The organism is Methylosinus sp. (genome assembly GCF_036560965.1).
In the GTDB taxonomy this organism is placed as follows: domain Bacteria; phylum Pseudomonadota; class Alphaproteobacteria; order Rhizobiales; family Beijerinckiaceae; genus Methylosinus.
The window spans coordinates 1-12,784 of the sequence record NZ_DATBQF010000002.1 but is presented as its reverse complement, the minus strand read 5'-3'; the positions used below and the strand labels follow the sequence as shown (position 1 = coordinate 12,784).

7 protein-coding genes and 2 pseudogenes are annotated in these 12,784 nt (G+C 60.7%); 7 read left to right on the top strand and 2 right to left on the bottom strand.

The genetic code is table 11. The features are described from left to right. Positions 1-235: 235 nt before the first annotated feature. Positions 236-445, top strand: a pseudogene (locus VIF40_RS00060) (IS3 family transposase); the annotation flags it as partial. A gap of 260 nt (positions 446-705) precedes the next feature. Here the strand turns inward: VIF40_RS00060 and VIF40_RS00055 are convergent. Beyond that, on the bottom strand, positions 706-1,626 hold the full coding sequence (locus tag VIF40_RS00055) for a LysR substrate-binding domain-containing protein (RefSeq protein ID WP_331935468.1): 921 nt from the start codon (positions 1,624-1,626) through the stop codon (positions 706-708). Between the two features lie 178 nt (positions 1,627-1,804). On the opposite strand from VIF40_RS00055, the gene VIF40_RS00050 reads away from it, so the two are divergent. Further along, entirely contained in the window at positions 1,805-2,926 is a 1,122-nt protein-coding gene (locus tag VIF40_RS00050) for an MFS transporter (protein WP_331935467.1), read from the top strand. 16 nt (positions 2,927-2,942) lie between these two features. After that, complete coding sequence (locus VIF40_RS00045) at positions 2,943-4,118, top strand: serine hydrolase domain-containing protein (RefSeq protein ID WP_331935466.1); 1,176 nt, start codon at positions 2,943-2,945, stop codon at positions 4,116-4,118. Between the two features lie 130 nt (positions 4,119-4,248). Here VIF40_RS00045 and VIF40_RS00040 read toward each other — a convergent pair whose 3' ends face one another. Then, on the bottom strand, positions 4,249-4,512 hold the full coding sequence (locus tag VIF40_RS00040; RefSeq protein ID WP_331935465.1) for a FecR/PupR family sigma factor regulator: 264 nt from the start codon (positions 4,510-4,512) through the stop codon (positions 4,249-4,251). 360 nt (positions 4,513-4,872) lie between these two features. On the opposite strand from VIF40_RS00040, the gene VIF40_RS00035 reads away from it, so the two are divergent. From VIF40_RS00035 to VIF40_RS00020, 4 genes and pseudogenes are all read left to right on the top strand, one after another. Continuing rightward, entirely contained in the window at positions 4,873-5,805 is a 933-nt protein-coding gene (locus tag VIF40_RS00035; protein WP_331935464.1) for a trypsin-like peptidase domain-containing protein, read from the top strand. Between the two features lie 296 nt (positions 5,806-6,101). Next, positions 6,102-6,714: pseudogene (locus tag VIF40_RS00030) on the top strand (transposase); the annotation flags it as partial. A 693-nt stretch (positions 6,715-7,407) separates the two neighbouring features. Beyond that, positions 7,408-11,436 (top strand): glycosyltransferase, encoded by a 4,029-nt coding sequence (locus VIF40_RS00025; RefSeq protein ID WP_331935463.1) that lies wholly within the window; start codon positions 7,408-7,410, stop codon positions 11,434-11,436. A gap of 70 nt (positions 11,437-11,506) precedes the next feature. Further along, entirely contained in the window at positions 11,507-12,460 is a 954-nt protein-coding gene (locus tag VIF40_RS00020; RefSeq protein ID WP_331935462.1) for a hypothetical protein, read from the top strand. Positions 12,461-12,784 lie beyond the last annotated feature (324 nt).

Sequence of the window (12,784 nt, the reverse complement as noted above, 5' to 3'; positions counted from 1 at the left end):
ACACATAAATCCCCATAGCTCGCGGCGGCGACGGCGCCCTTCCGACTCGCGGTTTCCTTCCTTGGAGGTTTTCGGATGCCGGCCCTAAGGCTGCGCGACGCCGAGTGCTCGCAAAGGGCCGGCATCCGAAAACCTTTACATAACCGGCCATTCGTCGCGGACGGCCCCAGGGTCCGCTTTCCCTGGAATTCGTGAACGTTCGCGGCGGATCGCCGCGACCTAGGCGTGCGAATCCCGCATGTTCATCTTGCTCCGGCAGCAGGGCGAACGCTCGCGCAAGAACCGCATCTATCGGCTCTACCGCGAGGAAGGTATGACGGTGAGGAAGCACCGCGCGCGCCGCCGCGCCGTGGGGACGCGTGCGCCGATTCTCGTCGAGGCGAAGCCGAATGCCCGATGGTTTCTCGACTTCGTGCATGGTCAGCTCGCCGGCGGCCGGGGGTTTTGCATTGGCGAGGAGCCGGGCGGAGAGTTCGTCTGTGATGAGCGCTGCGGCCATGTCGGCCTCCATTCGATGTCACCCTCCGATCGAGGGCGAGGAGGCATTCGGCCGGCGCAATTGAGCGGCGCGGTCAGGCTTTACTTGGTCTGGTGCGGGCCGGGTTTGATCGTGTCGCGGCGGCGGCCAGCGTTACCGGAGTTCATCGAGAGGGGAAGATAGAAGGCAGAAGCGACAAGACGCTTGGCAAACGGACCCGCGTCGGTTCACTGCGCTTCGGCTCCGCAAGGCAGCGGTTGCGGATAGCGCAGCAGGTTCTCGGCCATGAAGGAGGCGAAGGCGGACAGCTTGGGCGAGGGGTGACGGCTTGCTGGCCATAGAATATGGAACGCACCAACGTCGCGGATAAATTCGTCGAGCACGCTGACGAGCGTGCCGCGTGAAAGCTGAGAGCGAACGCCAAACAGCGGCAGACAGGCAAGGCCGAAGCCTTCCTCGGCCAGACAGATCTGAGGTTCCAGCGTGCTGGCAACCAGCGTGACCGGCAGAGTCACGTCGAGGTCCACCCCGTCACGCGCGAGCGGCCAGCGCTCCAGCTTGCCCGTCGAGGGATATTTGTGATGAAGGCAGGCGTGGGCGACGAGGTTTTCCGGCGCCTTCGGCACACCATGCGTGGCGAAATACTCCGGCGACCCCACAATGCGATGGGAGAAGGCGCCCACGCGGCGCATCATCAGCCGGCTGTCGCGCGCATCGCCGGTGCGGATGACCGCGTCGAAGCCTTCGTCGATCACATCCACCAGCCGGTCGGTGAAATCGAGGTCGAGCTCGATCTCGGGATAGGCGCGCATGAATGCCATCACCGCCGGCATCATCAGCATGCCGATGAGCGGAAGGCTGACGCGGAGCTTCCCCCGCGGCGCCGCGCGGGTCTGCGACAGTTCGAGTTCCGCCGCCTCGATCTCGCAGAAGATGCGGCGACAGCGGTCGCGGAAGAGCTCGCCCTCGGGCGTGAGGGTCAACGACCGGGTCGAGCGGTGAAATAGGCGAACACCGAGCCGTTCCTCGAGCCGGGCCACCGCCTTCCCTACAGCGGACGCCGAAACGCCGAGCTTGATCGCAGCGGCGGCGAAGCTGCCGGCCTCGGCCGTCTGAACGAAGGCGTTGAGCGCGCCGAAGTGGTCCATGCACCTTCCCGACATTGCGGACTCAATTGTCCGATATAAATGGAATTCTAGCCTGATTATTCCGCATCGCGATACCGCTAATCTCTTGGGCATGACAGAGACATGCTCCCACGACGTGGCCGGCCACGTCCCGCCGACCTCGGCTCCTTTCCCCTGGCCCAGTCTTTTGGCGCTCGCGATGGCCGGGTTCATCACCATCCTGACCGAGGCCCTTCCGGCCGGTCTGTTGCCGCAGATCGGCGCGAGCCTGAGTGTTTCCGAGGCGCTCGCCGGGCAACTCGTCACGCTCTACGCCATCGGTTCGCTCGCCGCGGCCATTCCCCTGACCACCGCGACCCGAGGCATGCGGCGGCGGCCGCTGCTTCTCCTCGCCATCTCCGGATTTGCGCTGGCGAACACGGCGACAGCCCTATCGGATAGCTATGGACTGACGCTCGTCGCCCGGTCCGTCGCCGGTGTTTCCGCTGGATTGCTCTGGGCGCTGATCGCCGGCTACGCCGCGCGGATGGCGCCGGAGGGATCGAAGGGACGCGCCATCGCCGTCGCGATGATCGGCACGCCGCTGGCGCTGGCGCTCGGCATCCCGGCAGGAACTTACCTCGGCTCGATCATCGGTTGGCGGGCCTCGTTCGGGCTCATGAGCGGCCTGACCTTGATCCTGATCGCCTGGGTGGCGATGAAAGTCCCCGACTTCGCGGGACAGGCAGAGGATAAGCGGCGTCCGCTCACGCACGTCTTCTTTTTGCCGGGAATCCGGCCGGTTCTGTTCGTCACTCTGACCTTCGTGCTCGCCCACAACATCCTCTACACCTACATCGCTCCCTTGTTAGGCGATGTGGGCGGGGCCTCCAGGACCGATCTCGCTCTGCTCGTCTTCGGGATTGCCGCGCTGGCCGGGATCTGGATCGTCGGCGGCCTGATCGACCATCATCTGCGCCCTCTCACCCTGATCAGCATCGCGCTGTTCGGCCTCGCAGCGCTGGCGCTGGGTATCGCCGGTCACGCACCGACCGTCGCCTTGAGCGCCGCGGGGCTCTGGGGCCTCGCCTTCGGCGGCGTCCCGACGCTGTTTCAGACCGCCCTCGCCAAGGCGGCCGGAGACATGCACGACATCGCTCAGTCCATGCTCGTCACCGCCTGGAATGCGGCCATCGCCGGCGGCGGCATCATCGGCGGGTTGCTGCTCGATCGTTTTGGAGCCGGCGCCTTCGCGCCCGTCGCGCTTCTGCTCCTGGCCGCGGCCTTTGTCGCCGCATACCGCGCCTGCCGGCACGGCTTTCCCCTCTCCTTCGCCCCCTGAGCCGAAAAAAGCTTCCATGCTCGAACGCCCGCTTCGGACGTCTTCCACCACGCTCTCCACGCGACTCGACGCCGTCATCGATGGCGGCATCGCGGCCGAGCGGATCGTCGGCGCCGTCGTCCTGGTGCGCCGGAACGGCCAGCCGATCTACACCCGCGCCGCCGGCTTGGCGGATCGTGAGGCCGGCGCCCCGATGCGCGAAGATGCGCTGTTCCGCCTCGCCTCGGTCTCCAAGCCCTTCGTCGCGGCGGCGGCCATGGCGCTGGTCGGGCAAGGCAAGCTCGCTCTCGATCGGCCGATCACCGAATGGCTGCCCTATTTCGAACCGCGCTTTGAGGGAGAGCCCGTCGTCATCTCGTTGCGCCAACTCCTTACCCATACCTCCGGTCTCGGCTACGGCTTTCTGGAGCCGGAAGATGGGCCGCTGCATCGAGCCGGCGTCTCCGATGGCATGGACCGAACCGGCATCACGCTCGCTGAGAACCTACGCCGACTCGCCGGGGTAACGTTGCAGTTTCGACCGGGAACGCGGTTCTGCTATTCACTCGCTCTCGATGTCGTGGGCGCCTTGATCGAGGCTGCAACCGGATTGGCGCTGCCGCAGGCGGTGCGAGTGCTGGTGACCGAACCGCTCGGGCTGAACGACACCGGCTTCTCGATTTCGGACCCGACCCGGCTGACAGCGGCTTACGCCGACGACACGCCGCATCCGCGCCGGATGCGCGAGCCGGACGTGGCGCCGTTTCTTCCCGGTCTCCCCGGCATCCGCATGGACCCGTCACGCGCCTTCGATCGAGAAGCCTTTCCGTCCGGCGGCGCCGGCATGATCGGCGGCGCCAGGGATACAATGGCGCTGCTCGAAGCGCTGCGATCGGGCGGCGGGCCGTTGATGCCGCCCGAATGCGCGGCCGAAATGGCGCGCGATCAGATTGCTGCACTCGATATCGAAGGCTCACCCGGCTGGGGTTATGGCCTCGGCTTCTCGATCCTGCGCGATGCCACGGCCGCCGGCGTGACCGAATCCCCGGGCGCTTGGCGCTGGGGCGGCGCCTATGGCCATAGCTGGTGCGTCGATCCCAGCAAATGCCTGACGCTGGTCGCCTTCACCAACACCGCGCTCGAAGGCATGTCGAACGGCGGACGCTTCTCCGCCGACCTCAGCCGGGCACTTTATGCCGCGATCGGACCATAGGACGGAGGGACCTCTCCGAAAATTTCGCCAACCATGCACGTCTCCGCGACGCCGGTTCGCGCCTGGGCGCGCAGCATGATCCAGAGGTCGTCGAAACGGACATAGGACAAGAGAACGGCGGCGAGCGTCACTAGGCCCGCGGCGGGTCGAAAGCGCGGCGGCGCGGCGGCGTTACCTCGAATTTGTCGATGAGCGGCCGCAGACCCTTGAGATTGCCCCATATGCGGCAGACTTTTTCGAACGCCTCGCGGTTTGCTGGGTCGCGCGTCAGCCAGCGGACAAAGGCTTCGCGCTCCTGTGGCGTCGGGGCGCGGCAGTCGAGCGTCGTCCACCATTCGATGGCTGCTCGTCGGCGGCTGGCATTGTCGGAAGGGGCGCCGCTATCTCCCGGCAATCATTGAGAAACGTCAGATCCGGGAATGTCGGCTTTTGGCGAAACCGGCCGTTGGCTCTATGGGAGGGACCGATCTTCTAAGGGTCACAGTTCCTCCTTCGCCGTCGGGAAGGGGGAACTCGCGCCAAGAACGGACGTTACGTAGGCAGACGGTCGAACGACCGGAATCGACCGTTCTGAGATATTCACCTGCGGGCGGCCGCTGAATGTCTGCCGCTGACGGCAGGGACAACTTCTAATCCCAAGACGAAGCGGACGGCTGCTCACAAACTCGGGCTGGCGTCAGGGGCAATCAAGATGTAGATTATATTATATTTTCCTGGGAGGATTGAGCAGGTGAGCATGAATCGACGCTCCATAATGAAATTGCCTTTAGCTCTCGCGGCCCCGTTGATATTCCCACGGACCGCAAATGCTGCGCTTGTCCCTCCGGCATTCCTGAACTCCGTGGTCGCACTCGGTTTTCGTGGACCCGGAGTAGTGGACGGCGCTCCTGTGGCCTCGATTTGGCACACGATTGGGACGGGGTTCTTTTATGGAAAGCTGACCTCGAAGAATGAGTCCGACTTCGCAAAGCGCAAATACGCGCCATTTCTTGTTACTGCAAAACACGTCGTCGATGGGTTTGAAAAAACAAAATTACAAATGTCGGCTATTGGAAATATGAAGGTTCGAATCAATCCAGTTGATGAGAAGACTCCGGGCGGCGAATTTGATTTGAATGTTGACCTCGCGGTAAAAGGCTTTGCTAACTGGAAAGCGAATCCAAATGGAAAGGATGTGTCAGTCATCCCGGTCGATCTGAACGGTTTGCGCGATAGGAAATACGAGTCTGCTTTTTTTACTAGCGACGAGAACTCGGCTAATCGTGAGAAATTGCGCCAGCTGGGTGCGAGTGCGGGGGATGGAGTCTTCGTTCTTGGCTTTCCGATGGATTTGGCAGGTCTTCAGAAAAATTACGTCGTAGTTCGGCAAGGAGCAATCGCTCGTATAAGTGAGCTGCTTGACAGTGCGTCCGACAATCTGCTGTTAGATGCCTTCGTATTTCCTGGAAACAGCGGTGGTCCAGTGATTCTTCGACCCGAGATCGTTTCCATCCAAGGGACAAAGGTTAACAACAAGGCTTACCTGATCGGCTTGGTCAACGCTTCTGTCAATTATACGGATACGGCGACGAGCATCCAGACGGGGCGTCCGCGAATACTTTTTGAAGAGAATTCTGGACTCGCCAATGTGTCTCCAACTGATTACATCGACGACACTATTGCGACCTTCCCTGTCGCGGAGGAATAAATCGGTAGCTAAATACGTGGATGCGATACTTCGATATTGTCGAGCAAGACGCCAACAAGTTCGGCCGCCAGAACGCAGGTTTGTTCAGTTCTCTGATTTGGCGAGGCTTCGCCCGCATTCCATTCATTGTCGCAAAATATCGCCTGCTTCGCCTATCCACCCAAAGCGGGCGTTTGCCGGAGTCCTTGCGAGCGGCCGCTTCGGGTCAAACTTTCACGTTCGCAGGGTGGCGCTGACGTGCCCCTGAAAAATCCCACCAGCATCGATTAGAGTCCGGCCCATTGAGGACGGACACGATGAAGAAGAAACGGTTCACGGAAGAGCAGATCATCGGGATTTTGCGGGACCAGGAAGCCGGCGCGAAGGCGGCGGACCTCACGCGCAAATACGCGGTTTCGGAGACGACGCTCTACAATTGGAAGGCAAAATTCGGCGGGATGGACTTTCCGCGGCCTAGCGGCTGAAGGCGCTGGAGGAGGAAAACGCGCGTCTGAAGAAGCTCTTGGCCGATCAGATGCTCGATGCGGCGCCGCTTCGCGAGCTCTTGGGAAAAAAATGGTAGGACCCGCTTCGAGCGCGAAGCCGTCGCGCATCTTCAGGCCGTCATGGGTCTGTCGGAACGTCGGGCCTGTCGGATCTCGTCGCCATCGATCGCAAGACGGCGGCTACACGTCGACGCGCCCGGCCGACGCCGAGCTTCGCGCCGAGCTGCGCGATCTCGCCAATGCGCGCCGGCGCTTCGGCTACCGGCGGCTGTTCGTCTTGCTTCGTCAGCGGGACGAGCGCTCGGGCAAGAACCGCATCTATCGGCTCTACCGCGAGGAAGGGCTGACGGTTAGGAAGCGCCGCGCGCGCCGCCGCGCCGTGGGAACACGGGCGCCGATTGTCGTCGAGGCGAAGCCGAATGCGCTCTCCGGCGCTCGTCGCGCCGAAATGCAGCGCCTCCACCTTCCGCACCCCCTCCCGAAGCAGGTCCTCGATCGTCGTTGGCGTTGCTCCTCAAAAAGCACGCCCCCATCCCTCCGACCCGAGCTCAACAGCTCGGCAACCGCCGTCCACAGACGCGATCGAGGCAGTGCGGCAGCACCGTTTTCATCCTGGCTCAAGCCTATTGCTATATCCTTACTTTCCGGCGTATCTAGATGAAAATGCAAGGGCGGAGCTGATTACCACCTGTGATTGAGGTCATCCAACGCATGGTGCTATCGCAGGCGCTCCACAGAACCTTGCGAAACCGCTGCCCACGTCTTCGCAGGCGGGAAGCATCCGACCCTCTAATTTGGTATTGTAGAAATGAGACCTTGAGTCATCCAGTAACACGCCAAGGCAATGAATCAACAAGAGAAGAGGCATGATATGCGTATTCAGATCGTTGGATGGTGTGGTTTGACGAATCTTATCAAGCGGAAACTTGGGGAATAATTATGCATCCGCTGACGTAATCGGGCTCAACGCTGACGTACTGAGACCGTATTACTTCTAACAGCTGTCAGATGCACGGCCAGGGTTATCAAATTCTCTGATCTGAGCTATTTGTCCCGCCGTCACGAAACCGCCGATCTTTATGCGCAATGAGATTGGAGAGGCTCCGATGAGGTTCGAATGAAAAAACTGCTCGTACTTAGTTTCTTTCCTGCCTTTAACCCGCCCCAGAGCGGAGGCGAACTGCGCCTCTATCACCTCTACCGAGAATTGAGCAGCTTCTATCATGTAACTCTTATCAGCTCATCTCATGTCGGCGGCAAGGAGGAAGCCGTCTATCATACAGATACTTTTATCGAACGGCGCATTCCGAAGGCTCATGAATTCACAGAGCAATGGGACGTATTGAGCCCGAAAGCTGGCGACGGCGATTTGTCGGGTCCGAGCATCGGAGCGGCTGGTCGTCTGCCGTCGATGTTTCATGCCGCCTATTTAGAAGAATATAGCGACGCTGACGTTATCATCCACGATTCGCCTTTCACCATCGACTACGATCTATTCTTCAATATTGACGCAAAGCCTCGTATTTACAATTCATATAATTGCGAATCGCTTCTTTACAAGCAACTTCACCCCGATGACAAATCCACGCCGATCCATCATCTAGTCTACGATCTGGAGCTTCGCCTGCTGAAAGGTGCGGATCTCGTCATTTATTGCGGCGAGACGGACTTGCGCAGCTTCGAAGAAATGGCGCCTCTGAACGAAACCATGTTCCTTCCCAACGGAACGGCGTCGCAAGCGACTCCAGCCCGCCCGGCAAGCCAGGGGCCGATACGCGACATCGTATTCATCGGCAGTGGCCATCACCCCAATGGGCTCGCAGCGACCGCAATCGTCGAGACGATCGCTCCGGAAGCATCGGAATTCACGTTTCACATCATCGGCGATTGCCTGCCGCCAGGCGATTATCCGCCCAACGTCAAGCGCTACGGGCGTATCGACAATGTCGCCAAGGCGAAAGTGATCGCTCTGGTCGATTGCGCTATCAATCCCATGACGACGGGCAGCGGCTCGAGCCTGAAAGTGTTCGATTTCTTCGAAAATCGGTTACCGCTTTTCTCGACGGCATTCGGCATGCGAGGGATAGACGCCTCTGACGGCGAGCATTATGTCGGCGCGGAAGTCGAAAGTTTTGCCCGCGTTCTGCGTCATTGGTCCGGTCGCCGCGCCGACCTCGCCAAGATCGCCGACAAAGCGCACGAGCTCGTCTCGGCTAAATACAATTGGCGCCTTCTGGCGCGGGAGCTGCGCCAGCGCCTCGGCGCGCTGACTAGCGGAAAAGCAGGTCCGCTCGCCGGCCCTTATGTGCTGGCACTCAATGACTATGACCCTTTCGGCTCGATCGGCGGCGGCGCGACGCGCATGCGAGGCGTTTACGAGACCGTAGCGAATTGGAGTCCAGTCGTTTTCGTCAGTTTCTCCGAGGGCAGGGAAATCAGCGTCGAGCGCCTTAGTGACACGATCGCCGTGATGCGTGTGCCAAAGACGGCCGCGCATGTTGACCGCGAGCGGGCGCTCGACTCGAAATTCCATATTTCTTCGCGCGATATAGTTGCAATCAAGCACGCGCCGGAAAATCCGCATTTGGTGGCGCTTTATCACGCGCTACGCGGCAAGGCGCGCATCGTCATCATAGAGCATCCCTACATGGTGGGCTTGCCCGATCTCTTTTGCGATCGCTTTGTCTATTCGGGCCATAACGACGAGATCGGTCTAAAGAGCGACGCGCTGCACTGGCATCCCGACCGCAACGCCCTCATGGCGGATTTGATTGAAGCGGAAGGCATCGCCATCGAAAATTCGGTTGCCGTTGTGGCGGTCTGCGACGAAGATGCGGAGCGCTATCTGCGCGGGCGATCCAGCGGCGCGCCGGTAACAGTCGTGCACAACGGCTGTGCAACGCCCGCCGAGCCCGGTCAAGAGGATTTGGCCGTCGCGAAAAGGCGGATCGGACACCGCTCGGCGCTCTTCCTCGGCTCCGCCCATATGCCCAATATCAATGCAGCGCGTTTCATCGTCGAGAAGCTCGCAGCTACTTGCCCAGACGTTGAGTTCCACCTCGTCGGTTCGCTCGGCGAGTCCTTCCCCGGCCCCAATCCCAAGAACGTCGTGGTCTGGGGCACGCTCGACGACAAGCTTAAATCAGCGGTGATGCAGAGCTGCCGCATCGCACTCAACCCGATGATGTCCGGATCCGGCTCCAATGTAAAGGTTGCCGACTATCTGGCCAATGGCCTTTTTGTTATCACCACGGAATTTGGCCTCCGCGGCCACCGACGCCTAGAGGCGAAGCATATGCGGGTCGCCGCACTAGAGGATTTCGCCGAGGCGCTGAAGGAGTCTTTCTCAGACGAGACCCTTTTCGACGGAACCCGCCGCGCCGCGCGTCAGGCGATCTTCGATTCCAATTACGCGATGCACGCTCATGCCAGACGCTTCGTCGAGTTGCTCGCTGATATCGAAAAGCCGAAGAAGCGTCTCCTGTTCGTCACCTATCGCTACTCCTGGCCACTTCTCGGCGGCGCCGAGACGCATCTGTGGCATCTGCTTCAAAAACTCGGCGAAAGCGGTGAGTTCAGCATCGACGTCGTTGCGACCAAGGTCACGCGCATTCGGGAAGAGCAGCGGTTCGTCGGCCGATATGATTATGAGGAGGCCATTGGCGCGCCTACCGGCGCGAAGAATATTCGCTTCGCGCGCTTCGATCTCGATCCCGTCGACGAGGCGGCCGACTTTGAACTCGGCACGGCGGTCTGGAACGCTCAGATCGGATTCGAGAAGGCGCTCTACGGTCTCCTGCGCGGCTCTATCACGACGAGTGGCCTCGCTTGGGGATGGAGCCCCCTTGAGCAATGGAGCGACGGGCCTGTCCGCTGGGCCTATCGTTCCGCTGGTCTGCATCTTTCGCACCAAGCCCGCGTGCGTGTCAAAGCGCGCAGCGTCGAACGGGTTGTGCTGCTCGTTCAGGATCAGGACAATCGTATCCTTTTCCATGACAAGACATCCGGCGTAATAGACTGCGCTTTCGAAGCGGGACCGGGGCCATTGACGCTATCCGTAACGCGCGATGAGCAGTTGCCCGATCAACGCCCCCTGGGCTTCGCGGTAGAGCAGGTGACGATCGATGGCGCGCCGCTCGATATGGCGTCGAATACCGTGCTATCGGTCGCTCATCTGCCGGCAGAGCAGGCCTTCGAGATGCTCGGGATCGCGGCGGAAGCCTCGCGCGCTGTCGCAGGCGCGCGGCTCTCCGACATTCGTGGCCCCCACTCCAGTTCGCTTGAGCGGTTCCTTGAGGAGAATGTCAGGCGATATGATCTCGTGCTCACCCACAACAATGTCTTCCGGCCGCCAGTGGCCGCGGTTGAAGCCGCCAATCGCGCCGACGTGCCCGTTATCTTGCTTCCGCACGCCCATCTCGACGACGACTACTATCATTTCCCGGACACGCTGAGCGCGGTGACGACGGCGACAGTCGCTTGCGTATCGCCGCGTGCAGCCTGCACCTATTACGAAAAACGGGGCGCCCGGAAAGTCGTGCATCACACGCCGGGGGTCGACGTAAGCGAGGCCTTCACGGCGGAGGACGTCGATGCTTTCCGAGCAGTCTACGGCAAAGGCGGACGCTTCGTTCTTGTCCTTGGACGCAAGTCCCGTTCCAAAGGCTATCGCGACGTGATCGCCGCAGTGGATGAACTCGCGAAAGATACCAACATTCGCCTCGTGATGATCGGACCGGACGACGATCTTGAACCCATTCGCTCGCCCAATGTCACATATCTCGGGATTCAGCCGCGAAACGTCGTGAGGGGCGCGCTCCAGTCCTGCTTGGCGCTGACGGCTATGAGCATCAGCGAAAGTTTCGGTATCGTCATTCTAGAAGCATGGATGGCGAGCCGGCCGGTGATCGCCAACAGCGATTGCGCCGCGTTCCGCGATATCATCGTTCACAACGAGAATGCAATTCTCGCCACGACGGAGGAGTTAACCGAGGCGATCAGGGAGATCGCTTGCAACGAGGCGCTAGTGCGAGGCCTCGTCGGCAAGGGAAGGGAAACGCTGAAACATCACGATTGGGAAAAGGTCGCGCGCGATTTTGTTGCCTTGTGCAGGGAATACGCAGGGGCGCGTCTGCCCGCATCATAGCTGCAGCCGCCACACAGCTTTGGTCGGGGCTTTCCGGAGAGCCTATCTGGACGTTTGAGGGTAACTAGCAATGGTCGATGGAATCGAAGCGCAGGAGCATGGATCGCCGTGCGGCTCGTACGAAGGGAGCTTGGTAGGGCTCAGAAGCAGAGAGACGCCCGTCCTGGCCGCAGTTCCGGGGACGCGGCCCCTCCGCACCGCTGGCGCGCTGGCTGGCGACGTCGTTCAACTCCTTGGGGCGCTTCACGACAACTTGAGGGCGCTCTATGACAAGATCGATTCCCTGACCAACGCCAATCGCAGCCTGCAAGACCAGCTCGCGCGAAGCCAGATCGCAGTCGGGCGGCTCGTCCGCAAGTTGTACTTAGGCGAAGACGTCGCTCCACAACTGGCCGCGAACGCGTCCCTACAACGAGAGAATGAAGAGCTGCGCGCCCAAATCTCCGAACTGCTCGTCGATATCGATGCCTATCGCGCGCGCGACAATGTGCGGCGCAGCGGTAAGCGCGGGCTCAAGCAGGGCCAGAGCACTTTCTCATCCCGCGCCGAACGAAGAAAATTCGAAGCTCTGTTCGACCACGCCTTCTATCTCAAAACCTATCCGGACGTCGCCAAAGCCGGCATGGACCCCGTTCACCACTATTTGGAATACGGCTTCTCTGAGGGGCGTTTCCCCCATCCATTGTTCGACACGCGGTATTATCTTGCGACCTACGAAGACGTGCGACGCTCCGGCGTCAATCCTTTCTTACAATTCCTGCGCCAAGGCGAAAGCGAGGGCCGCAAACCTAACGCTTGGCTGGACGTGTCGTGGTATGCGGTTAACAATCCCGACATCGCGCAGAGCGGATTGGGCCCTTTTGCTCATTACGCGAAGATCGGGGCCTTTGAGGCGCGCGACCCCGGCCCCATTTTCCAGGCGCGGACCTATTTCAGCAAACATCCACAGGTCCGAAAAGGCGAAGTAGATCCGCTCGCTCATTGGCTGCACACCAAGAGCCGCAATTTGGCTTTTCCGGGTTGAATCACCTTCACCTGGCATAAGCCTATGTTCGGCCCGCGGCGGTGGCGCCTGCGAATTCCGCCGCAATCCGGCCGGGGATTCCGATTTGTGAAGTCGGCCTCCATTCCGAACCGAAGCCGGCCACCGGGAGGCTCGATCAGTCCTCCTTTCGTCTGCTGTACGCAGGTGACGAGCCCTCAATTACACCGTAAGCGGTGCGAGCGTCCCACCTCGAAAAAGTTTGAGTGACGCGCGATCCTCTTCAAGTGATTTGGCCAGAGGAGGGTCGGGCGTTGGATCATTCCATGCTTGAAGCCATGCATGAAGGCAGAACTTATCAACGGG

Bases quoted from the DNA above. Each gene is read 5' to 3' on its own strand.
- VIF40_RS00055 (WP_331935468.1), bottom strand. From the start codon at position 1,626: ATGGACCACTTCGGCGCGCTCAACGCCTTCGTTCAGACGGCCGAGGCC.
- VIF40_RS00035 (WP_331935464.1), top strand. From the start codon at position 4,873: ATGAAATTGCCTTTAGCTCTCGCGGCCCCGTTGATATTCCCACGGACC.
- VIF40_RS00050 (WP_331935467.1), top strand. From the start codon at position 1,805: ATGGCCGGGTTCATCACCATCCTGACCGAGGCCCTTCCGGCCGGTCTG.
- VIF40_RS00020 (WP_331935462.1), top strand. From the start codon at position 11,507: ATGGTCGATGGAATCGAAGCGCAGGAGCATGGATCGCCGTGCGGCTCG.
- VIF40_RS00045 (WP_331935466.1), top strand. From the start codon at position 2,943: ATGCTCGAACGCCCGCTTCGGACGTCTTCCACCACGCTCTCCACGCGA.
- VIF40_RS00025 (WP_331935463.1), top strand. From the start codon at position 7,408: ATGAAAAAACTGCTCGTACTTAGTTTCTTTCCTGCCTTTAACCCGCCC.